Consider the following 22,495-nt stretch of genomic DNA (forward strand, 5'->3'; position numbering starts at 1 on the left):
GAGGATGCGCCCATGCCTCGACTCACCCGCCGCAACCTGCTCACCGGCCTCGCGCTCGCCCCCGGTTTGGCACACGCCGCGCCGGTCCCCACGGATAACGGGTTCACCCAGGACTGGTTCCACGAAGGCTTCCTCGATCTGCCCGAGGATTTGCGCGAAGCCACCGCCGAGGGAAAGCGCCTCGCTGTCACCTTTGACCAGCGCGGCTGCCCCTATTGCCGCGAGATGCACACCGACCACCTGACGCGCCCCGAGATCGAGGGCTTCGTCCGCCCACGCTTCCGCATCATCCAACTCGATCTGCATGGCGCGCGCCCGGTGACGGATTTCGATGGCACAGTGCTGGAGGAACGCGCTCTGGCGCGGCGTTGGCGAGTTACCTTCACGCCGAGCTTCATTTTCCTGCCAGAGCAGGCGCCGCCCCGAATGGGCCGCGAGATCGAGGTGGCGCGCATGCATGGCCTGATGCCGAAGCCGGATTTCCTGGCGATGTTCACCTATGTGGCCGAGCATGGCTATGCGGGCGGCAGAAGCTTCCGCGCATGGCGGGAGCGCGGCTGACTCCGGGCTCATCCAAAGCGCCCCAGATCGGGCCAGCGGTCGAGCAGAAAGGCGCCGATATCCTGAAAGGTGCCAGTCAGCACCATCAGCCCCGTGACCACCAGCAAGCCGCCCACCAGGATTTCGACCAGGCGGAAGTGCCTCCGGAAGCGCTGCACAAACCGCAGGAAGGGCGTGACGAACGCCGCCGCCAGCAGGAAGGGCACGCCGATGCCGAGCGCATAGGCAAAGAGCAACGCCGCCCCCTCCCAGACGCTGTCCGCTGCCGCCGCGATGGTCAGGATGCCGGCCAGCACCGGCCCCACGCAGGGTGTCCAGCCAAAGGCGAAAGCCAACCCCACCACATAGGAACCAAGCGGCGAGACGGGTTTTTCCGTCGGCTGGAAACGCTTCTCGTAGTTCAGGAAGGAAATCCGGAAGACGCCGGCAAAATGCAGGCCGAAGGCAATGAGCACGACGCCGGCGATCATCGCCACCGTATCCAGATGATCGGACAGAAGCTGCGAGATGAGGCTGGCCGTCGCACCCATCGCGGTGAAGACCGTGGCAAAGCCCAGAACAAAGAAGCTGGCCGCCGCCATGACGCGTCCGCGGTCCGGTGCCTCCGCGACCGGCCCGCCAGGTGCGGCGCGCAAGGTCACCCCGCCAAGGAATCCGAGATACGGAATGATCAGCGGCAACACGCAGGGCGAGAGGAAGGACAGCATGCCCCCCAGCAGCGCCGCGGCATACCCGACCTGCATCCCTCAGGCGTTGCGCAGGCGGATGTCGCTGCGCGGTTCGACGCGGACGGGGCCGCGCGCGAGGTGTCTATTCACCACATCCCAGATCGGCGGCCCTTCCGTCGCCTGGTTGATGCTGGCCCAGCCGGCCACGATGTATTCGCGCGCGGCCTCGATCGGCTGCCCGGTGCGCAGCAAAGTCAGGTCAGAGACGCGCTGGCCTGACGCGGCCGTCACATCCAGCGTGAAGGAAATGCCGCCGCTGCGGACCATGTCGCCGCCCTGCTGGTAATAGGGATCGGGGTTGAACAGATTATCGGCCACATCCTCCAGCACGGCTTTTAGCGTCTCTCCCGTCATGCGGTTGCGATAGGCGGCGGGGTAGGTGATGGCGGTCTGTGACCACACATCCTCGGCCGTGATATCGGTGCCCGGCAGCAGCGTCGTGCCCCAGCGGAAGCCGGGCGAGAGCGCGATCTCCGCCTCGCGCTGTTCCAGCAGCGCATCGCAGATCAGGTCATCCCAGGTGCCGGCAGTGTTGCCGCGCCGCCAGAGCAGGCTTTCCGTGCGGCCAACCACGCGCGCGAGGTCAGCGGCGAAGGGCGCACGCTGCCGCTGCACCAGGGCCGCCATCGCCGCATCGGGTGCTATGGCATTGGCAAAGACCGGGATCAGCGCATGGCGGAACCCGGCGAGCCTTCCGCCCTGCACATCCAGATCCAGCCGGCTGACGAACTTGCCATTGGCCCCCGTCGCGATCAGCAGCGTCTGCCCAACCTGGAGCGGGCGCGGCAGCGCATCATGCGTGTGGCCGGTCAGGATCACGTCAATGCCCGGCACGCGGGCAGCGAGCTTGCGGTCCACATCGAAGCCGTTGTGCGAGAGCAGCACCACAAGCTGCGCGCCGCCCGCACGGGCCGCCTGCACGCGCTCGGCCAGCTTCTCCTCCTTGATGCCGAATTCCCAGTCGGGGAACATCCAGCGCGGATTGGCGATCGGCGTATAGGGAAAAGCCTGGCCGATCACGGCCACCTTCACGCCGCCGCGCTCGAACTCCGCGAGGGCTGGGAAGACATCCTCGCTCCATTCGGTGTCCTGGATATTCGCACCGAGGAAGGGAAAGCCGAGGCCATCCACCAATTCACGCACACGCTCGGCGCCATAGGTGAATTCCCAATGCGCGACCATCGCCTCGACGCCCAGTGCCTTCTGGAAGGCCACCATATCGGCCCCCTTGGTTTGCAGGCTGGTCCAGGAGCCCTGCCAGGTATCCCCGCCATCGAGCAGGATGGTCCGGCCCAGCCGCTCCGCCTTGATCGCCTGCACAACCGTGGCGATGCGATCCGCCCCACCCATCGGGCCAAAGCGCCGCGCGAGTTCCGTGTAGTCGAGGTCGGTCAGCGCATGCGCCATCGCTGTGCCGCGCGGCACGTCATAGGCACCGAGCATCGCCGCACCCGTGATATGCGGCGCGAGGCCGCGTGCCGTACCGACGCCGAGATTGGTGGAGGCTTCGCGAAAGCCCATCGGCATCAACTGGCCGTGGATATCCGTGATGTGGATCAGCGTGACCTGACCCAGCGGCTCAAAGCGCAGCAGATCCGCCTGGGTGGGCGCCTGTTGCGCGTGCGCGGGCAATGCCGCCAGCGCAGCGCCGGCGGCCAGAAGATCGCGACGGGTGATCATGTCTGTTCTCCGCCCATCAGCGGCGAACCGAGGGGCTTTCGACCGGCAGGCCCTGCGCCCGCCAGGCCAGGTAGAATTCCAGATTGGTGAAGTCCTCGCCGCCCATCGCCGGCGGTTGCCCACGCACATCGGCGACGCAGCCCTGAAGGCGGAATTGCAGGCTGATCACCCGCTGCTCCTTCAGGCGATAAGTGGGGAAGCCATTGCTCATCCCCTGGGAGAGCAGGTCGGCGCGGAGCGAGCGGCCATAATTATCCTCGTGGCAGGAACCGCAACGCATATCGAGCTGGCCGCGCCGCGTGTTGTAGAAACGCTCCCCCGCGTCAAAGCTGGCGCGCGCTGCGCCATTGATATCCACAGTCACCGGCATGCCGCGCGATTGCAGCGCCACGAAGGTGCTCATGGCATTGAGCGGCCGGCTGTCCACAGGCAAGGCGGGTGCGCCCATGCGCTCGGTGCGGCAGATATTGATCTGCTGCTCCAGCGTCACGACACGTTGCAGGCGCGGGTGATAGGCTGGCATCCGCGCACGCACACCGCGCATCGTCTGCGTCGCGTCATTGTGGCAGGAGGCGCAGGACTGGCCATTCGTGCCTTCGGCCTGGCTCCAGGCCGCCTCACCCTCCTCGGCCCAGAGCATGGCCGGGTTCTGGAAGTCATCGTCCTGGATGGCGAGGGTTTCCGGTGTCGCGAAGTCGCGGCCGGTTTGCGGGTTGGGAATCGCCCGCTGGGGTGCCGGCGGATTGCCCTGCGCCAGCGCCATGACGGCCACGAGGGCCGTGGCACCCAACGTCAGACCCGCTGCCCTCCACATGCCGCGCGCCTCAGCTCAGCCGGATTTCGGCGGTCGCCTTGCGTTCCTCGCCGGCGTCATTGGTCCAGACGAACTCGAAGCTGCCCGCCTTCTCCACCTTGAAGGGGAAGGCGATGTAGGGGTTGGCGGAGATGGCCGAAGCCAGGTCCATGCCGAAGATCACCTGCCCGTCGAATTTCGCTTCGAAGCGCTTGATGATATCGCGCGGGATGATGGCGCCAGCGGCATCGCGCCGCAGGCCGGTTTCCATGATGTGGGAGATCAGCGTGCGGATCTCGATCACCTCGCCGGCGCGGGCCTGGGCGGGGATGCGAACGCGGGGTTGTCCGATGGGGGAGGCCATGTGCTTCTTCCTTCTCGCTCAGCCGCCGCAGCCGCCGATGGTAACCTTGACCTCGGCCCGGACGAGATAGACCGAGCCGTTGCTCATCTCCGCCAGCGCCACGACATCCTGGGTCTGGCCGAGGCGGATGCGCGTATCCGCACTGGCGCGGCCCATCGCCGGGGTGAACTGGAAGGTCGCGAGATCGGGCGTTGGGTTCTTGTCCGCGAAAAGATGGATCGCCTTCACGTGATCCGCAGCCGTCATCGGGCTCTCCACCGAGACGGTCAGCGGCACGGTGTTGCCGTTCTCGGCAATGGGGGGAACGCGCAGGGTGATCCGTCCCTCCTGCAGGCTGCGGGTGCCGCGCACACGGTCCACCGCCGCCTGCGTGGCGGGCGACATCTGGGCGAAGGCAGGCCGCGGCAACAGGCTGATCGCCATGCCACCGGCAGCCAATGCCAGCACGCCGCGTCGGCTGGGTTGAGGGGCGTTGTTCATGCAACTCTCCATCATCATCATCGCAATGTCTGCAGATAGGCGAGGACGTCCTCGACCTCCTGCGCCGTCAGAATGGGGCGCCCGACTGACTCACGGCGCACCGCAACCAGCCCGTGGGTGCGGTAATAGGATGGCATGTTGCTTTCGGGATTGAGGCGCTTGCCGTCCACAACGCGCAGCCGCAACTCACCCAGCGAATAACGCGCGGCCACGCCAGCCAGCGGCGGGCCGAGATTGCCCTGGAAATCAGCCCTGACAGGCAGTTCGTGGCAGGTGATGCAGTTGCCCTTGGCGCGATCAAGAGCAATCGCCCGCCCCCGTGCGGCATCACCCGGGCTCGCCGTCAAAGGCTGCGGAATCGCGTCATCAACGACCTGAAATGGGACAAGGGATTCGCCCTGGCTGGCGGCGTCATGACCGGTCGCCAGGATGACGAGCAAGGTCCATGCAGCGCAGCGGCCGACTATCCTCACTTTGACGTTTCCCCGTTGTTTAGCTTCCGCTTATATAATCACATCAGCGCGGCCAGGGACAAGCACTTCCTGCACGTGTTTCGCCAGGCCTGATCGCTGCAGCCTTTGCTGGAGAAGTGGCTCCCCTTGGCCGGCGCTTTCAGGCGTTGGTTGCCTCAGCCTCTGCTGCGATGGCCGGAGCCTGGGGCGGGCAATAGAGATCGCGCAGCACTTCCAGCAGCCGTGCGGCCTTGGGGTCGGCCAGGCGGTAGAACACGGTCTGCGATGACTTCCGCGTGGCGACGAGCCCATCGGCCCGGAGCTTGGCGAGATGCTGCGAGAGCGCGGGCTGCGAGAGGCCGACGCTGGCTGCCAGCGCTGTCACCGTCATCTCCCCTGCGCCAACGAGGTGGCAGAGCAACAGCAGGCGCCGTTCATTCGCCAGCAAACGCAGCAGGCGCGCCGCTTCCGCTGCATTGTCCTGGATGGCCGAAACATCTGCCCCTGGCTCCACGGTCGTCTTTCTCCATGACGTGTTCACGGTCAGGCACTTATTAGGGGGCGCTTGCCGCAATCTCCAGGCTCCCTTGGCCCGCCGCGTGGTCTCCTGGGAGTTATTTGGTCGGGAAAACACTCTCAGCCCAGGCGATGATGCGCCCGGCTGGCAAGGCACCAGCCTGGCGGGCGATTTCGCGCCCAGCCGCGAACAGGGCGAGGGTCGGGATGCTGCTGATCGCCAATTCCGCCGCCAGCCCGGGGGCCTCCTCCGTCGAAACCTTGAGCAGCCGCATGCGCGGTTCCAGCGTGGCGGCGGCAGCCTCGAAAGCCGGCGCCATGGCGCGGCATGGGCCGCACCAGGAGGCCCAGAAATCCACCAGCACCGGCAATTCGCAGATCCGCAGATGCCGGCGGAAACGAAGCTCGGACAGGGCAACCGGCTTGCCCGTGAACAAGGGCGCCTTGCACACCCCGCAGCGCGGGCCATCGCCGAGCCGCGCCGTCGGCACACGGTTGGCGGCATCGCATTGCGGGCAAGCGATCTGGGTTGTCGGCGTCATCGTGCTGTCCCTCCGTCAAGTCACTCTAACATGGATCGCCATTGCGGCCTGAAGCGGCTCTGCTCCAGCAAACCGGCCGCATTCATGGCTGCGGCGGATCAGACCGTAGACCTGACCGTCCCGTCGCAGAACACGAAGATGGTCTCCAATCCGAACTTGGCGGCCAGCGAACTGGCCGCTTCCGCACCCAGCACCATGAACGCCGTCGCCCAGGCATCGGCGGCCATGCAGGTGCCCGCAAGAACGGAGACGGAGGCGATCCCGTTATCGAGCGGGCTTTGCGTGGCCGGATCCATCGTGTGCGACAAAACTCTGCCTGCAACTTCCACCCAATGCCGGTAGTTGCCGGAGGTCGCGACCGCCCTGTCGGTCAGTTCGATCACGCCCATCGCATCGCGGCTGTACCGGTCGGGGCGTTCATGCGCCACGGCCCAGCTTGCGCCATCCGGCTTCAAACCCTGGGCGCGCATCTCGCCATCAATGCCGACCAGCCAGGTCTGGATGCCAAAGCTGTTCATCACCCGTGCCATCTCGTCCACGCCGAAGCCCTTGGCGATGCCCGAGAGATCGAGCGACAGCGGGGCCGATTTCCGCGCGCGGAAAGCAGCGGCATCCAGTTGCAAAGACGCGCTCGTCACCGCGCGCGGCGATACGGATGCGGTGTCGATGCGGCTCCGGTCCGGCCGGCGCTCGCCCGGCCCGAAACCCCAAGCCTCGACCAATGCGCCAACGCCGATATCGAAGGCGCCTTTCGTGGCCCGGCCGATCTTCAGCGCCTCGGCGAGCACCGTCATCAATTCGCGCGGGATCGCAATCCACTCGCCGATGGGCGCCGCATTCAGGCGGTTGAGATCGGAGTCCGGCTTCCAACTGGACATCTGCCGGTCCACGCGGTCCACAGCTTCGAAGAGCGCAGCGGCCAGGGCCTCGGTCGCCATGCCGTCCGGCGCGAAGAACACGGCGGCATAGCGTGTGCCCATGGTCGGGCCATTCAGCATGTGGCGCACCATCGGCGCCGCCTCAATACACATCTTCAAGATAGCGCCCCTCCGATTTCAGGGATGCGAGGTCGCAGCCGAGGGGCTGCAGGATCGCGTCAAAGGCACAAGCGACGCCGCCCGCCATGTCCCGCCCGCCACAGACCAGCACCTGGGCGCCGTGCCGGATCAGGCTTCGCAGCATCGCGGCGTCCTTTGTCAGCCGGTCCTGCACATAGCCGCCGCCCGGCACGCGGGAAAAGGCGGTGTTCAGCTGCGTGAGGCGCCCATCACCGACATAGGCCGCCAACTCCGGTTCATAGAGGAAATCCGACCCGGGGTGCCGCCCGCCCCAGTAGAGGTGCATGGGACGGCGCGCGATGTTGTGGCGAATGAAGCCCGCAAGCGGGCCGATCCCCGTGCCAGCGCCGATCAGGATCACCGGCGCCTTCCCGCGCAAGGGCCGAAAGCCAGGGTTGGGGCGGATGAAGGCCTGGACCCGCCCGCCCGGCGCCAGCTCATGCAGGAAGCCCGAGCAAAGGCCTCCCGGCTGCTTGCGGACGCATATCTCCAGCACGCCATCTTTGGAGGCGGAGGCGAGCGAATAGAAGCGCGGCAGATTGCCCCCCGGCGCCAGGATCCCGACGAGATCGCCCGCCTCGAAGCGCGGCAGACGGCGCCGCTGCCAAAGCCTGCCGCCATCGGCCGGCACAAAGCTCAGAATGGCCGTTGGCGTCTGCGATTCCGCGCCGTATTCCACGCGTCCGGACAGGGCCAGCGCGATGGTCTTGGGGCGCGCCGCGACATGCGACAGCTCCAGGCTGATGCCCATCGCCCGGCCGATTGCTTCGCCCCAGGCGGCAAATCTCTGTGCCGATTGCCGGTCAATCAGCCAGGTGTCCAGCAGCATGGGAAAGCCCTTGGCGCCAAGCGCCGCGGCGACCTTCTCCGCGAAGCCGCAGAAGCTCGGAAAGCTGCGGTCACCGAAGCCCAGCACCGCGACGGGCAGCACCCCGGCGGAGGCTTCCAGGCGCTGCAGGAACAGCTTCGCGGATGCCGGGGCGTCACCATCTCCATAGGTCGAAGTCAGCACCAGCAGGCGCTCTGCCTGTGCGTAGCGCGGTGCCAGGCTGTTCATCGGCGCGGTATGAACGCGGTGCCCGGCCCTGCTCAGCCCAGCATGCAGCGTGGCCGCGAAGCCCCAGCTGGCATGGCCCTCGCTGCCGACGAGAATGATCGTATCCGCGGCTTGCGCGCCAACATTCTGGCGGAGCTTCGGTAAGGCAGCGCGACGGCGCCACCAGATCACCCCACCAGCACCAGCCAGCACCGGCGCGGCCAGCGCGGCGAGCCCAAGCAGCAACGCCAGCGGCCAGACGCCGCGCCCGGTGTGCAGCATGACGATCGTCTCATGCACCTGCCGCGCACGGGAATTGGGCGTGAAGTCAAGGATTTGCCCAGTTGCCGCATCAACATGGGCAAGGCCCCGTGCCGTGGTCAGCGCGTAGGAGTCGGTCAGATCATCGCCGTAGGGAAAGGTGAGTTCGCGCAGGGCCGACAGATCCACGGCTTGCAGCGCCGCCAGGTGCCCGGGCGGAAGCCGCGCAGCACCGCTCGGCTGTACGAGGGGCGCGACCTCCACCGCCGCGCCATCGGGAAGCACGCCGAAGGTCGCGAGCGACATCCAGCAGCCCGTCAACGCCGAGAGCATGAGGCCGATCAGCGCGAACCGCCCCAACTCGCAATGCAGCCGCTGGGAGAGTGTGCCACGGCTGGCCCGCAGGATTGCCGCCCAGCCGCCCAGCCGCACCGCCAGCAGCATGGCGCCCGAAATGCACAGCACCACCATCGCCGCTGCCCCGAGGCCCGCCGCCACGCGTCCCGCATCGCCCAACAAAAAGGAGCGATGCAGGTTCGTGATGGTGCGGGTCAGGTCCGACGGCTCATGTGGCCCCATCGCCTGGCCGGTCATCGGGTCCACCATTTCCGCGCCCGGCAAATCCGCCTCGAAATAGTAAGCGATGACAGAGCCGGAGGCCGTCCGGACAATCCGCTCCACCTCGGGATGCCGGGTGGCCACGGCCTCGGCGAGGGCGGCCACGGTCGCCTCACCCGCGGCCGGGATGGTGGCGCCCATCCGCTCGGTGATCGAGGCAAACGCCAGGAAGGCGCCTGTCAAAGCCAACGCCGCAATCAGCAGCGCGGCGAAGAGGCCCGGCAGGGAATGGGTGCGGCGAAGCATGTCAGCGATCCCGCGTCGTCGTCACATATCGAACTTGAAGGAGGCGACATAACCGCGTCCGGCGACTGGCCGGCCACTGGCGGCGCCTGTCAGTGGCGCGGTGACTTCCCCTGGATTGTCCCGCCCATTCTCAACCGCGGTATCCACCCGGATCTGATACCCTGCATCAATGAGTGCGTCGGCGATCTCAACACTTACCCGAAGCGCCTGGCCGCTGCCGACGCTGGCACCGGTGATGCCATCAATGCGCGCGGCCTCGCTCGTTCGGCCGCGGGCCCAGGCGCTGAGATGCGTATGATATTTGGCCTTACCCCCGGCGACATGCAGCGTGGAGTGGAAACGACCCTGCGCATCCACAAGATAGAAGGCGAGATAGGCGCCGTTGCCGCCATAGGGGCGCAGCTGCGTGGTCAGCGTGACGCTGCGCGCCTCGGCAGGCGGCGCGAAGGCCATGGCCGGCACAGCGAGGGTCGCCGCAAGGCCGAGTGTGGCGAGCATCTTGTTCATCGGAATTCTCCAGCAGGCGTTTCGATCCTGGAGAGATGGACGCCCAGGCTGACACTCGCCTGAACCGAGAATGCTGATCCGTTCAGAGCCGGTTCAGCGCAGCGCCACACTTCCGGGCAGCCGCACGCGCGCTTCGAAGCCCGATTCACGGCCAGGCACGGGCGAGGAGAGTTCCAGGCTGGTGCCCGCGCCAATCGAAATAGCCTCGGCAATCGCCAGCCCCAGGCCGGAGCCGCTGGCTCGGGTGGAACCGCGTTCGAAAGGGCGCTTGAGGCGGGCCATCGCTTCCGCGTCGATCACAGGGCCATCATTGCAAATTCGCAGAAAGCCGTCCTCGGTCAGCGCGATGGATACCGGCTGATCGGCCGCACCATGCTTCAGCGCATTCTCGATGAGGTTGCGGGCCAGGATGGCGAAGGCATCCGCATCCATGCGCGAGAGCAAGACACCGCTTGCCGGCAAGGCGATGGTGACGCGGGCGGCAAAGCCTGGGTCATCCATGAACTCGTCCAGGACAAACCCCAGCACCTGCGCCAGGTCCTGCGGCGCATCGGCCAGCAACCCCGCTCCTTCGGCCTTGGCAAGTTGCAGCAGCTTTTCCGACAGGCGCGCCAATTGCCGCAACGCGGCCTCCACGCTGCGCGCACGCTCATGTGGGGTACCCTCCGGCAGCTCGGCCAGCAACCGCTGAACCTGGGCCAGCGCCGCCGCGACAGGTGTCCGCAATTCATGCGCGCTGCTGGCGGTGAAGCCGCGTTCTGCCTCCAACGCCCGTTGCAGCCGCGCGATCAGCCGATTGACGGAGGCCGCGACAGGCGCCAGCTCCAGCGGCAGCGCAGGTGCATTGACGGGCGAGAGATCACCCCGGCCGCGCGCCTCGATCTCCTCCTGGAATGCGAGCACCGGACGCAGCGTGAAGCGCACCAGCCCCCAGACACCGAGCTGGCTGAGCGGCAACAAAAGCGCCAGGGGCCAAAGCAGCATGCCCACCGCTTCGATGACGGCCTGGCGCCGATGGCTGATCGCTTCGGCGGCAGTGACGAACAGCGTGCCCTGAACCGCAGCCTCGGTGTAAAGGCGCAGGCCGCGCAGATCCTGGAAGCCTGGCGTCAGCAGCGTTGGAAAGAGCCCAGGGTCGGCATTGTGGGATTGCAGCAGGACGCGGCCCTCGCCGTCCCGAACAATATAGGTGATCTGCTCCTCATGCTGCACCACCGCCGGCAACCGCTGGACGGGGCTCTCGCCCTCAGCCGGCGGATCGCTGTTCAGGATCTCGCTATAGGCGAGCGGCAGGATGCGCTGCGTGACTTCCTGCAGGGCGCTGTCGAAGACCTCGTCAATCTCGTGACGCAGGATCAGCCCCGCCGCGATACTGCCCGCAAGCCAAAGCAGGATCATTGCAAGCGCAAGGCCGCCGCCAAGGCGGCGTTGCAGACTCTGCTGCCGCGCGGGCATCAGGATGACGCTCGCCTTGGTTGCCCAAGCCGGTAGCCCATGCCGCGGATCGTCTCGATGATGTCATGGCCGAGCTTCTTGCGGATTCGCCCGATATAGACCTCGATGGTGTTGCTCTCCACCTCGGCATCGAAGGAATAGAGCCTTTCCTCCATCTGCGCCTTGGTGACCAATGCGCGGGGGCGCTGGACGAAGGCCTCGAACAGGACCCATTCGCGCGCCGTCAACGCGATGGGCTGGCCCGCCCGCTGGATCAATCGTTCCGCCAGGTCAATCGTTAGGTCGCCGATCTCCACCTGCGGATTGGGGTTGCCGGCATAGCGCCGCGCCACGGCGCCAATGCGGGCCGATAGCTCAGCCAGGTCGAAGGGCTTGACCAGATAGTCATCCGCGCCCGTGTTCAGCCCGGCGATGCGGTCGGAAATCTGGTCGCGTGCCGTCATGATGATCACGGGGGTTGCGTCACGCGCGGCCCGGCGGGCCTTGAGAAACTCCAGCCCCCGGCCATCCGGCAGCATGAGGTCGAGCAGGATGAGTTCATAGGTCACGGTCGCGACGCAATCGCGGGCTGTCGCGAGCCTCGTCGCCCAGTCCACCGTATGGCCATCGGCCGCAACCTGGTCGCGCACGGCGGCACCCAGGATGGCGTCGTCCTCGATCAACAGCACACGCATTGCCCGGTCCTTCGCATCAATGGCCGCATGCGGTCATGCCGCGGGCACCTGACAGCCAGCTGAAGCGCCAGCCCGCCGCGTTCAGGCTCCCGTCAGGTGGGCGTGGCCTTATCATCGCCAGCTGCAACTGACAGGATGCGATGCCATGACCCGATCTTTCCCCATGATTGCGCTGGCATTCTGCGCCCTTGGCACCGGCACGGCCATGGCCGACCAGCGCTGCAACGTGCCCTTGGCGGAGTGGCAGCCGCGCAGCGCATTGCAACAGCAGGTCGAAGCGCAGGGCTGGCGCGTCACCCGCATCAGGAGCAAGGATGGCTGCTACCGTGTGCATGGAACCAATGACCGAGGCGAACGCTATGAGGGGACGTTCCACCCCGGGACACTGCGGGTTCTGAAAGTCGAGATCGAGTACGACTGAGGCTCCCTGTTCAACGGCAACCTGCCGCTGAACATGCGGCTCTCCCCCCAGCCCTCCTCATGGCCAGAGGTCTGACCACCCGACCATGCCGGGCGGAGCATCACTCCATGCGCGCGCCGACAGAGCGCGCAATGCCGCCCCATCGCTCGGTATCAGCTTGCAGCAAACGGCCAAGCACATCAGGACCCGTCGCCTGCACCTCCACGCCTTGCGCAGCCAGGGCCTCTCGCAGGGCCGGCCGTGCTGTGACGCTGATAAGCGCAGCGCTCAATGCCGCCAGGATCGGCGCCGGCACCCGCGCCGGGGCGAAGAACGCGAACCAGGTTGTCGCATCATAACCCGGCACGGTCTCCGCGATGGCAGGCAGATCCGGCAGCGAGGCGAGGCGCCGCGGCGTGGAAATGGCCAGCAGCTTCACCTGCCCCTGGCGCCCCCGCGCAACCGCCGCATTCGCGCTGTCCAGATGGAAATCCACCCGGCCAGCCATCAGATCTGGAACCGGCGAGCCACGATAGGGCACATGCACCAGGCTGATCCGGGCCTCACGCTGCAGCAACTCCATCGCCAGGTGGATGGGCGTGCCATTGCCTGGCGTGGCGTAGGTCAAAGCACCGGGCCGCGCCCGCGCCGCGGCGAGCAGCCCCGCCATATCGGTGATGCCATTCTGCGGCGAGGCCGTCAGCACCAGCGGCACATCGCCAAGCAGGCTGAGCGGTGCGAGGTCGCGCATCGCGTCATAACTCAGCTGCGGCATGACCGCCGGTGCCGAGGCGATCGCCGCCGATGTGAACAGGATGGTGTGGCCATCCGGCGCGGCACTCGCGACGGCAGCCGCACCGATGGTGGCCCCGGCGCCGGGCCGCGTCTCCACGACGACGGTCTGGCCGAGCGCCTCGGAAAGGGGGGTGGTGATCATGCGCGCGATCACATCAACCGCCCCGCCCGGTGGGAATGGCACGATCAGCCGCACAGGCCGGTTCTGCAGCGTCTGCGCCTGCCCGGCCCCGGACATTGCAATCGCAGCGGTGGCGAGCATCCATTCACGGCGTCCCATGGTCATGGCTTGTCCTCCGGCTTGCGGGGATGGTCGGGCGCCACGGGTGCCCGGTAAGGCAGGCGCGATCTGATCTTGGTCAGTGTCGGGCTGTCGCCGCTGCGAACATATTGTCGGGCGGCGTCGCTCGGCGGCTGCCAATCCCAGGGCGGACGCTGGCCCTGCGCCAATGCCGTGCGCAGCATATGGCGGCGCTTCTGGCTTTCCAGTGCGGCCCGGTTGACGCGCGGCACATCCCAATGCGCGCGGATGGCGGCAATCATCGTCGCGACCTCGGCCGCGTGTTCCGGCAGCGCGGCCAGGTCACGCGCCTCATGTGGATCAACGGCAAGGTCAAAGAGCTGCGGGCCATGCGTTTCGCTCCAGATCATCTTGCGGGCACCGCGCCGCAGCATGAGCCATGGTTCGTTGCAACCCTCTGCCGTGTATTCGCACAGCACATCCTCGGGCCAATCCTTCGCTTCGCCCTTGGCCAGTGGCAGAAGGTCCCGCCCTTCAAAAGCCGTCACGCGTGGCGCGCCTGCGGCCTGCGCCAGGATCGTGGGCGCCAGATCAAGCAGTGAGGTGTTTTCCGCCCGCGCTCCGCCCTGCGGCCAGCCCGGCCCCGCGACGACCAGGGGAACGCGCACCGAACCCTCAAAGAGGCACATCTTGAACCACATGCCGCGCTCACCCAGCATTTCGCCATGATCGGAGGTGAAGATCACGACCGTGTTCTCATCGAGGCCCGCGGCCTTCAGCGTGGCCATCAGCTGGCCGAGCTTATCGTCAATATAGCTGGTCATGGCGTAGTAGGCGTGGCGGGCATCGCGCAGGCGGTCCGGCGTCACATCATGCTCGTCACAGCGGGTCAGCAGATAGTGGCGCTTGCTCCGGCCATCCTGCTCCTCATAGGGGATCGGTCCCACCGCCGGCATATCGATTTCCGCCGGGTCGTAGCGATCCCAGTATTCCTGCGTGGTGACGAAGGGATTGTGCGGATGGGTGAAGGAAACAGTCATGAAGAACGGCCGCTTATCCTCATCGCGCGCCAGGTCAAAAAGCTTGCGCTGCGCCGCGTAGGCCACCTCCTCGTCGTAATCGAGCTGCAGGCTGCGCGTGCAAAGCCCCGCTTCGACCACGCCCAGCAGGCTCATCCGCGCGCCGGAAGCGGGTGGGCCGGGCGCCTGCCAATCCGGCGTCCATGTGAAATCCGACGGGTAGATATCCGTCGTGATCCGCTCCTCATATCCATGCAGCTGATCGGGGCCGACGAAGTGCATCTTGCCCGCCAGAATGGTGCGATAGCCCTCCAGCCGCAGGTGATGCATCAGCGTGGGCGTGGAGGAGGGGAAATCCGCCCCATTGTCGAAAGCGCCAATGCTCGTCGCGCGCTGGCCGGTCAACATGGAAGCACGTGAGGGCGCACAGATCGGGAAGTTGCAATACGTGTTGCCAAAGACCGTACCCCGGGCACAAAGCGCGTCGATATGCGGCGTCTTCGCTACTCTGTTGCCATAGGCCGGCAAGGCACCTGCCGTCAGCTGATCGGCCATCACCAGGATGATGTTGGGCTTCGGCATGGGGCTGTCCTGTTGCATCATGGGATGAGGATGATCTTGGCGGCGGCGACGCGCCCGGCATCAATATCGGCAATCGCGGCGGCGCCCTCCGCCAGTGGCCGTGTTTCCAGCCAATCCAGCGCGCCGAAGCGCCCGCCGACCAGTAGCCCGACCACGGTGCGGAATTCCTCCGGCGTGTAGCAATAGGTGCCGGTAAAGGTGATCTCCTGCAGCGTCAGCCGCCGCACATCCAGGCCCTCGGCGCCCGGCAGCAGTCCCGCATGCACAATCACGCCACCAGCCCGCGTGAGGCGGCAGGAGGCCGCGCGCGTGGCGGCACTGCCCACAGCATCCAGCACGAAATCGGCGGAGCCGTCGGGCAGCCCCTCCTCCGGCGCACGGCTCAGCGCGATGCCGGCCCGCAGCGCCGTCTCCCGACGCGCAGCATTTGGCTCGATCAGCCAGACTTCGCCAGCGCCCGCCTGGCGCAAGACCAATGCCGAGGCCAGCCCGATCGCGCCGCCGCCCAGCACCACGCAGCACAGCCCCGGCAGCGGCCGCGCCAGCAGGCGCGCCCCGTGATGCACGGCGTGGTAGGCAACAGCGATGGGCTCAGCGAGGGCGGCCTCCTGTGCCGGCATGGCCTCTGGGATGACGACCAGATTCTCGAGCGGCGCGCGCACCCATTCGGCGAAAGCCCCCGGCCGCGGCGGCATCGAGAGAATTTCCCGACGCGGCGAGAGATGTGGCCGGCCCTGTTGCGCAAAGGGGCAATCCATCGGCACCCAAAGCGGATTCACCGCGACACGCTGCCCGGCCAGCGGGCCATCCAGCACGTGCCCCGCAGCCTCATGGCCCAGGATGATCGGCGTGGGCCGGCGCGCGTCGTGGCCATGGATGGCGTGCATGTCGGAACCGCAGATGCCTACCGCCTCGACGCGGATCAGCGCCTCGCCCGCGCACGGTCCCGGCTCAGGCTCATCCCGATAGACCAGGATATTGGGCGCGGTTTGCACGAGCGCTTTCATTTGGCGAGAAATCCTCCATCCACGGCCAGGATCTGCCCGGTCACATAGGCCGCGGCGTCCGAACACAGGAACACGGCCGCGCCGTGCAGATCCTCGAGCCGCCCATTGCGGCCGACGCAGGTGCGTTCCGCCAGGGCCGCCGCGCGGGACGCATCGGCGAAGACGGGGGCGGTCAGCGCCGTCGGGAAAAATCCGGGGGCAAGCGCATTGCAGGTGATGCCCTGACGTGACCATGCCTCGGCGATGGCTCGGGTGAGCTGCGCAACGCCCCCCTTGGCCGCGCCATACGGCGCGCTATCGGGAAAAGCGCGGAAGGATTGCAGCGATCCGATATTCAGGATGCGCCCCCAGCCCCGCGCCGCCATGGCCGGAGCGAAGCGTTGCGTCAGCAGGAAGGGCGCGCGCAGATGCAGCGCCATATGCACATCAAAAGCTTCGGCCGTCACCTCGGCGAAGGGCTGGCGCAGATTCACCCCGGCCGCATTCACCAGGATATCGGGCGAGTCCGTGACCGCGCCGAAATCGGAGCTTGTCAGATCGAGCGGCAGCGCCTCCGCGTTGATGCCCTCGGCCGCAAGTTCATCCACCGCGCGGTCCAGTTCGGCACCGCGCCGCGCCGACAGGACGAGTCGCGCGCCGGCCAGTCCCAGCGCGCGGGCGATGGCCAGCCCAATGCCCGAATTTCCGCCGGTGACAAAGGCCGTGCGCCCCTCCAGGGAGAACAGCGGCGCGAGGCGGTTCATGCGGGACGCACTCCCATCGCCAGGGTGCGCTCATCCATTCGCGCTTCCAGCCGCAGGCCGGGCCGCGTGGCCCAGACATTGATGAGGTTGTAGATCGGAATCACGCACACATCCTCCGCCGCCATCCGCACGGCATCGCGCAGCAAGGCCTCACGCGCGGCGTCATCCGTGGTGACGAGGGCGCGCTCGACCAGCGTATCCATTGCGGGGTTCGAGTAGCGATGATGATTGACCGCGCCCAGGCGACGTTCCCGGTCAAATGTGCCGACGACATTCATCAGCGCGCCAAAGGAATCAGCCGCCGAGGAACCCCAGCCGATCAGATGCATGGCGAATTCCTGCCGTGCGGCGCGCGCGGGGTATGCGGCCCATGGCAGGGCCACAACCTCCGTTCGCACCCCGACGCGCGTCCACATCTGCGCGACCGCCTGGCAGGTCCGGCTGTCATTGGGATAGCGGTCATTGGGCGTGTGCAGCGAAAGGCGGAAGCCCGCCGGGAAGCCAGCCTCGGCCAGCAGGCGGCGGGCGCCCTCCGGATCATAAGCTGGCGGTCCAATGGCCGGATGATGCGAAAATATCCCGGGCGGCAGCCATTGGCCTGCCGGAAGCGCCGTGCCCTCCATGACGCGGGCTGCCAATGCTTCGCGGTCTATCGCGATCGAGAGGGCACGGCGCACACGCTGGTCCCGCAGGGGGTTGGTGGGCAGCGGGCGACCCTCCTGATCGGTCAGGAAGACCGGGTTCTCGAGCCGCGAGAAGTCGGGTGCAAGAAAAATCAGCCGAAGGCTTGGCACCTGCGCGATGGCCACGCGCGGCTCCCGCCGCAACCGCGCCAGATCCGCCGAGGGGACCTGATCAATCACATCCACATCGCCCGCCAGGACGGCGGCCAGGCGCGCACTGTCATTGGTAATCATGCGATAGCTGACGCGCGCCCAGGGCTGCGGCCCACGCCAATAGGCGTCGTTGCGGATGAGTTCGATGCGATCTCCCGCGCGGAACGCGACGAAGCGATAGGGACCCGTGCCGATCGTGGCGCGGCCAGCATTGAAATCCTCCGTCGCCGCGCCACTCGCCGCGTGCCTGGCGATGATGGGGATAAAGCCCAGATCGCTCGGCATGGAGGGATGCGGCCGCGCGGAATGCAGCCTGATGGTCAGCGGGTCCAGGATCTCCACGCGCGTGATGGCGCGCAGGTAAACACCGAAGCCGCCCGGACTATTGGGCACGTTGGGCGCGCGTTCGATGGTGAAGGCCACATCATCCGCCGTGAACGGCCTGCCATCATGCCACAGCACGCCCGCCCGCAGGCGGAACTCCCACACCGTGTCGGACACCAGACGCCAGCTTTCGGCAAGGCCCGGAACCAACCGGGCATCAGCCGTGCGTTCAGTTAGTCGGTCAAAGACATGCGATGCGATGGCGCTGTTGAAGGATGCATTGAAGAAATGCGGATCCATGGACGTGACCGGCGCACCCACGGCGATGGTCAGTCCCGTTCCGGCCGGCCCCTGCGCCCTGGCGGGCAGCGCCATGGCGGCACCGGCGGCGAACACGGTACGGCGGGTTGATTGTGGCATGGCCTTCACCTTCCACTGGTAGCGCGAATGACACGGCCGGGACTGGCCTTGGTGCGCTGGCCATCGCGCAGGGTACAGACCCCGCCCAGCAGGACATGCTCGAAGCCTTCGGGGTGGCGGCGTGGCTCCCGCACGCTGCTGACGTCACGCACGCGCCGCGGATCGAAGACGACAATATCGGCAATCGCCCCGCCATGCAGCCGGCCGCGATCCGACAGGCCAAGCCGGGCGGCAGGCAGAGATGTGATCCGGCGCACCGCCTCCGCGAGGCTCAGCACGCCCTCATCGCGCACATAATGGCCGAGCAGCCGCGCAACCCATCCATAGCCGCTGAGAGAGCCGATCGTCTCGCCAAGTGGTCCGCCTGGCGTCAGGGCCTTGGTGTCCGACATCACGGCGCATTCCGCCTGTTCCAGGCAGAGCCGGACATCGGCGTCATCAAACCCGCGTGACGTCCACATCACATTGTTCAGCGCCTCGCCCTCGGCCTGCAGAAGATCAAGCGCCGCATCCATGGGCTCCGCATTACGACGACGGCCGATCTCGCTGAACGACATGCCGACCAGCTCGGGATGCGCCTCGGAGCGCAGCAGCAGGACGTCGTCAAAGCGGCGTTCGGCCACGAGGCGCCACATCGGGCGGGGGTTATGCTTCATCGCTTCACGCAGGCCAGGATCAGCCAGGCGCGCCAGCAAGCCAAGCGGCCCGCCCTCCCGCGCCCAGGCCGGCAGTGAGGACACGACGGAGGTGTGGTTCCAGTCATGCGGGATGATGTCGAAGGCGACGTCTACATCCTCACGCTTGGCGCGGTCCAGCAATTCCAGCGTGTGCGCCATGGCGCGCTTCGGCGCGCCATATTTGGGCTGGATATGCGAAATCTGCAGGCGGGCGCCCGATTGCCGCGCCGTGGCAACCGCCTCGGTAAAGCCAAGGTCATAATGGACATCACGGTTGCGGACATGCGTCGCATAAAGCCGGCCGTGGCGCGCACAGGCGGAGCAAAGCTCCACCATCTCCTCCATGGGCGCGATGTTGCCGGGGAAATATTCGAGCCCGGTGGAAAACCCTATGGCGCCGGCTTCAAAGGCCTGGTCGGCCAGCCATACCATGGCGCGCAACTCCTCGGGCGTGGTGGGAGTGACGGCGTCGCATTTGATCGCCTGACGGATCGCGCCATGCCCCACCATCGCAGCGACGTTCACGCCAAGCGCCTGGGCGTCCAGCCGGTCCAGATAATCCCCGAAGCTGCGCCAGTTCACCTCCACGCCCGCATCGTGAAAGCCAATGAGCTGGCTGGGTGCCATGTCGCCCGTGAAGGGCGCGCAGGAGAAGCCGCATTGGCCAATCACCTCCAGCGTCACTCCCTGGCAGACTTGGCTATCCGCGCGGCCATCCACCAGCAGCACGAAGTCGCTATGCGTGTGGATATCAATGAAGCCGGGCGCGACGATGCAGCTCGTGGCGTCCAACGTCTCGGCCGCCTCCCCCAGCTCCAGGCCGATCGCGGCAATGCGACCATTCTTCACGCCAAGATCGGCGCGATAGGCAGGAGCGCCGGTGCCGTCCAGGATCTCGCCGCCCTTGATCAGCAGATCGAACATGCTCAAGCCTCACTCCTCCGGGCGAGTTCTTCGCCAATGATCGCAGCGATGGTCCCGCATTCCGCTTCGGTGAGTGTCAGGGGGATGCGCATGTCGCATAGTCGCTCGAGCACTTCGGCCGTTGCTGGCGGCGTGTAAGGATCCCGCAGAAAACCCCATTGCGCGGACACGCTGGTATAACCTGCCGCCTGCTTCGCGCCGAACCATTTGAGATACACACCGCGCGCGCGGCAGCGCTCCAGAAAGGCGGAGAATTGTGCATCGCGCATCCCGCTGACAGCGAATTGGATCGAGGATTGAACGAACTCCTCCTCCTGCGGGCGCTGCGGCAGGCGAAGGCCTGGAAGGGCTGAGAGCGCAACCGCGAGGCGGCCATACCGGTCATTCCAGATACGCGCGCGCTCGGCCAGCAGGGGCAGCTGCGGCCGCGCAGCTGCAGCGACGAGATTTGACATGCGCAGCGAGTAGTTCGGGGTGACATCCCGCCAGCGCTCAAAGGTCGCTTCGTCCGGCCGCACGCGATGCTGGCCGTAGAGCATGTAGCTGCCCGAGTAGAGGACGGCGCGTGCCGCCACATCCGGATCATCCGTGGCGAGCAACCCGCCCTCTCCGGCATTGACGTGCTTATAGGCTTGCAAGCTGAAACAGCCGACCCGGCCAAAGCGGCCCGTCGGGCGCCCCGCCCAGCTGGCCCCCATCGTATGCGCACAATCCTCGATAACGGTGATGCCAAGGCGGTCGCAGAGGCGCATCAGCTTGCCCATATCAGCGATGTGCCCGCGCATATGCGAAAGCAGCAGATGGCGCGCCCCTGAAGCCTCGGCCTTGCCCGCCAGGTCATCGAGGTCAGTCACCAGATCGGGCGTGACTTCCACGAGTACGTGCTCGGCCCCCGCATGCGCCACGGCGCCAGGGACCGGCGCCAGCGTGAAAGCGTTCATCAGCACGCGGTCGCCCGGCTTTATTCCCGTGCAGAGCAGCGCCAGGAACATCGCGCTCCCGCACGAATTCACTGCCACGACGTAGCGGCTGCCCAGCATCGAGGCGAATTCGGCCTCCAGAAGCGACGCCTCGGAAGCGTCGCCCATCGTCTCGCCATAGCGGTGCAGCCAGCCCGATCGCAGCACTGTTTCGACCGCCGCAATCCCGGCCTCAGGAATCGCAGGCGGCGCGGAAAGGTCGCGTTCGAGGCGCAGCATCAGCTTTTTACCGGCTCACCCAGGTCGAAATTCACCCCGGGGAAATACCGCGCGAGGCGAATATCAGCCGAGCGCGCATGCGCCTCCATCCCCTCGGCGCGCGAGATGCGTGCCGTGGCGAGTGCGACATCACGCGAACCCTCGCGCGTCATCTTTTGCCACGAAAGCGGCTTAAGGAATTTATGCACGGAAAGCCCTGCCGAATATCGCCCCGCCGCCTTGGTTGGCAGGATGTGGTTGGGGCCACTCGCCTTGTCGCCATAGGCCACTGTCGTCTCCTGGCCGATGAACAGCGAGCCGTAGTTGCTGAGGTTTTCCAGCCACCACTCCGGCTCCAGCGTCTGGATCTGCAGGTGCTCGCAGCAATAGGCGTCCGAGATGGTGACGGCCTCCTCCCGCGTATCGCACAGCACCACCTCACCGAAATCACGCCACGCGGCGGCACTTGCATCGCGCGCGGTGGGCGGCAGGGCATCGATCAGTGCGGGGACGCGGGCCATCACCTCCTCGGCCAGCGCACGGTCCGTGGAAATCAGCCAGCCGGGGCTTTCATGGCCATGCTCCATCTGCGCCACGAGATCCACGGCAACGATCTCAGCATCGGCCGATGCATCCGCGATCACCGCCACTTCCGAGGGGCCAGCGAAGACATCTATGCCAACCTTGCCGTAGAGCTGCCGCTTGGCTTCGGCCACGAATTTATTGCCCGGCCCAACCACGATGTCCGCCGGCTTTCCGGTGAAAAGGCCATGCGCCATCGCGGCAATCGCCTGCACACCGCCCAGCGTCATGACGATATCGGCGCCCGCTGCGCGCAAGGCATAGAGCACGAGGGGATGCACGCCCTCACTCCCACGCGGGCCGGAGCAGGCGATCACGGTGGGCACGCCCGCCGCCTTGGCCGTCGCCACCGACATATAGGCCGAGGCGATATGCGCGTAGCGCCCGGCCGGAACATAGCATCCCGCCACCTGCATTGGCACCAGGCGCTGCCCCACCGTCACGCCAGGCGATAGCTCAACGGCAAAATCCTGAATGCTGGCGCGCTGCGCCAAGGCAAAGCGCCGCACACGATCCACCGCGAAATCAATATCGGCGCGAATGCCGGCGGGCAGATCAGCGAGGCGCCTGTCAATCTCCTCGCCGGTCACGATGATCTCCCCATGCCAGCCATCAAGGCGGGCCGCATGGGCGCGCACCGCCCCCTCTCCGCCCGCTGCGATGTCGGCCAACATGGCCTCCACCACGCCGCGCGCCTCCGAGGTGGTATCATCCGGCGTGCGGCTCGCCCGCTTGAGGTAAGTGATGGTCATGCTGCGTGTCCTGAGAGGGGTGCGGGCCATGGCCCGCACCGCGA

23 protein-coding genes are annotated in these 22,495 nt (G+C 66.7%); 2 read left to right on the plus strand and 21 right to left on the minus strand.

The genetic code is table 11. The features are described 5' to 3' along the window. The first annotated feature begins 12 nt into the window (after nt 1–12). The gene (locus tag LHU95_RS15260; RefSeq protein ID WP_248707816.1) at nt 13–561 is read left to right on the plus strand and encodes a thioredoxin family protein; all 549 of its coding nucleotides are present in this window, start codon (nt 13–15) and stop codon (nt 559–561) included. 8 nt (nt 562–569) lie between these two features. Here the strand turns inward: LHU95_RS15260 and LHU95_RS15265 are convergent, their stop codons facing one another. From LHU95_RS15265 to LHU95_RS15325, 13 genes are all read right to left on the minus strand, one after another. Further along, nucleotides 570–1,304 (minus strand): cytochrome c biogenesis protein CcdA, encoded by a 735-nt coding sequence (locus LHU95_RS15265; RefSeq protein ID WP_248707817.1) that lies wholly within the window; start codon nt 1,302–1,304, stop codon nt 570–572. 3 nt (nt 1,305–1,307) lie between these two features. Then, nucleotides 1,308–2,969, minus strand: coding sequence for a thiosulfohydrolase SoxB (soxB, locus tag LHU95_RS15270; RefSeq protein ID WP_248707818.1), 1,662 nt, complete (start codon nt 2,967–2,969; stop codon nt 1,308–1,310). Between the two features lie 16 nt (nt 2,970–2,985). After that, nucleotides 2,986–3,759 carry a sulfur oxidation c-type cytochrome SoxA gene (soxA, locus tag LHU95_RS15275; RefSeq protein WP_248707819.1) on the minus strand — a complete coding sequence of 258 codons (774 nt, stop codon included), beginning with the start codon at nt 3,757–3,759 and terminating at the stop codon, nt 2,986–2,988. A gap of 34 nt (nt 3,760–3,793) precedes the next feature. Continuing rightward, a complete protein-coding gene (soxZ, locus tag LHU95_RS15280; protein ID WP_248707820.1) occupies nt 3,794–4,126 on the minus strand; it encodes a thiosulfate oxidation carrier complex protein SoxZ in 333 nt (110 codons plus the stop codon). Nucleotides 4,127–4,144: 18 nt separating this feature from the next. Next, nucleotides 4,145–4,606 carry a thiosulfate oxidation carrier protein SoxY gene (gene soxY / locus LHU95_RS15285; protein ID WP_248707821.1) on the minus strand — a complete coding sequence of 154 codons (462 nt, stop codon included), beginning with the start codon at nt 4,604–4,606 and terminating at the stop codon, nt 4,145–4,147. Between the two features lie 17 nt (nt 4,607–4,623). Further along, a complete protein-coding gene (gene soxX, locus LHU95_RS15290) occupies nt 4,624–5,046 on the minus strand; it encodes a sulfur oxidation c-type cytochrome SoxX (protein WP_248707822.1) in 423 nt (140 codons plus the stop codon). A gap of 172 nt (nt 5,047–5,218) precedes the next feature. Further along, nucleotides 5,219–5,572 carry a metalloregulator ArsR/SmtB family transcription factor gene (locus LHU95_RS15295; protein ID WP_248707823.1) on the minus strand — a complete coding sequence of 118 codons (354 nt, stop codon included), beginning with the start codon at nt 5,570–5,572 and terminating at the stop codon, nt 5,219–5,221. Nucleotides 5,573–5,672: 100 nt separating this feature from the next. After that, entirely contained in the window at nt 5,673–6,116 is a 444-nt protein-coding gene (gene trxC, locus LHU95_RS15300) for a thioredoxin TrxC (RefSeq protein WP_248707824.1), read from the minus strand. A 98-nt stretch (nt 6,117–6,214) separates the two neighbouring features. After that, nucleotides 6,215–7,126, minus strand: coding sequence for an FAD:protein FMN transferase (locus LHU95_RS15305; RefSeq protein ID WP_248707825.1), 912 nt, complete (start codon nt 7,124–7,126; stop codon nt 6,215–6,217). A 10-nt stretch (nt 7,127–7,136) separates the two neighbouring features. Then, nucleotides 7,137–9,335 carry a PepSY domain-containing protein gene (locus LHU95_RS15310; RefSeq protein ID WP_248707826.1) on the minus strand — a complete coding sequence of 733 codons (2,199 nt, stop codon included), beginning with the start codon at nt 9,333–9,335 and terminating at the stop codon, nt 7,137–7,139. Between the two features lie 21 nt (nt 9,336–9,356). Beyond that, the gene (locus LHU95_RS15315; RefSeq protein ID WP_248707827.1) at nt 9,357–9,842 is read right to left on the minus strand and encodes a DUF2271 domain-containing protein; all 486 of its coding nucleotides are present in this window, start codon (nt 9,840–9,842) and stop codon (nt 9,357–9,359) included. 93 nt (nt 9,843–9,935) lie between these two features. Then, nucleotides 9,936–11,240 carry an ATP-binding protein gene (locus tag LHU95_RS15320; RefSeq protein ID WP_248707828.1) on the minus strand — a complete coding sequence of 435 codons (1,305 nt, stop codon included), beginning with the start codon at nt 11,238–11,240 and terminating at the stop codon, nt 9,936–9,938. Nucleotides 11,241–11,296: 56 nt separating this feature from the next. Further along, nucleotides 11,297–11,971, minus strand: a complete 675-nt coding sequence (locus tag LHU95_RS15325) for a response regulator transcription factor (RefSeq protein WP_248707829.1) — start codon at nt 11,969–11,971, stop codon at nt 11,297–11,299. A gap of 145 nt (nt 11,972–12,116) precedes the next feature. Between LHU95_RS15325 and LHU95_RS15330 the strand changes: the two genes are divergently transcribed. Next, nucleotides 12,117–12,392 (plus strand): PepSY domain-containing protein, encoded by a 276-nt coding sequence (locus tag LHU95_RS15330; protein ID WP_248707830.1) that lies wholly within the window; start codon nt 12,117–12,119, stop codon nt 12,390–12,392. A 100-nt stretch (nt 12,393–12,492) separates the two neighbouring features. On the opposite strand, the gene LHU95_RS15335 is transcribed toward LHU95_RS15330, so the two are convergent. The 8 genes from LHU95_RS15335 to hisD are packed head-to-tail and all read right to left on the minus strand — an operon-like array spanning nt 12,493 to nt 22,451. After that, entirely contained in the window at nt 12,493–13,452 is a 960-nt protein-coding gene (locus LHU95_RS15335) for a tripartite tricarboxylate transporter substrate-binding protein (protein WP_248707831.1), read from the minus strand. Next, complete coding sequence (gene betC / locus LHU95_RS15340) at nt 13,449–15,008, minus strand: choline-sulfatase (protein WP_248707832.1); 1,560 nt, start codon at nt 15,006–15,008, stop codon at nt 13,449–13,451. Before betC ends, LHU95_RS15335 begins: the two co-directional genes overlap by 4 nt. Nucleotides 15,009–15,025: 17 nt before the next feature. Further along, the gene (locus LHU95_RS15345) at nt 15,026–16,015 is read right to left on the minus strand and encodes an alcohol dehydrogenase catalytic domain-containing protein (protein ID WP_248707833.1); all 990 of its coding nucleotides are present in this window, start codon (nt 16,013–16,015) and stop codon (nt 15,026–15,028) included. Then, nucleotides 16,012–16,758 (minus strand): SDR family oxidoreductase, encoded by a 747-nt coding sequence (locus LHU95_RS15350; protein ID WP_248707834.1) that lies wholly within the window; start codon nt 16,756–16,758, stop codon nt 16,012–16,014. The genes LHU95_RS15345 and LHU95_RS15350 overlap by 4 nt, the downstream gene beginning before the upstream one ends. Continuing rightward, a complete protein-coding gene (locus tag LHU95_RS15355; RefSeq protein WP_248707835.1) occupies nt 16,755–18,338 on the minus strand; it encodes an ABC transporter substrate-binding protein in 1,584 nt (527 codons plus the stop codon). The genes LHU95_RS15350 and LHU95_RS15355 overlap by 4 nt, the downstream gene beginning before the upstream one ends. Before the next feature lie 5 nt (nt 18,339–18,343). Beyond that, entirely contained in the window at nt 18,344–19,939 is a 1,596-nt protein-coding gene (locus tag LHU95_RS15360; protein WP_248711571.1) for an amidohydrolase family protein, read from the minus strand. 2 nt (nt 19,940–19,941) lie between these two features. Next, nucleotides 19,942–21,138, minus strand: coding sequence for an aminotransferase class I/II-fold pyridoxal phosphate-dependent enzyme (locus tag LHU95_RS15365; protein WP_248707836.1), 1,197 nt, complete (start codon nt 21,136–21,138; stop codon nt 19,942–19,944). Then, on the minus strand, nt 21,138–22,451 hold the full coding sequence (gene hisD / locus LHU95_RS15370) for a histidinol dehydrogenase (protein ID WP_248707837.1): 1,314 nt from the start codon (nt 22,449–22,451) through the stop codon (nt 21,138–21,140). Before hisD ends, LHU95_RS15365 begins: the two co-directional genes overlap by 1 nt. Nucleotides 22,452–22,495: the final 44 nt, after the last annotated feature.

Source organism: Sediminicoccus sp. KRV36 (assembly GCF_023243115.1).
Lineage (GTDB): Bacteria > Pseudomonadota > Alphaproteobacteria > Acetobacterales > Acetobacteraceae > Roseococcus.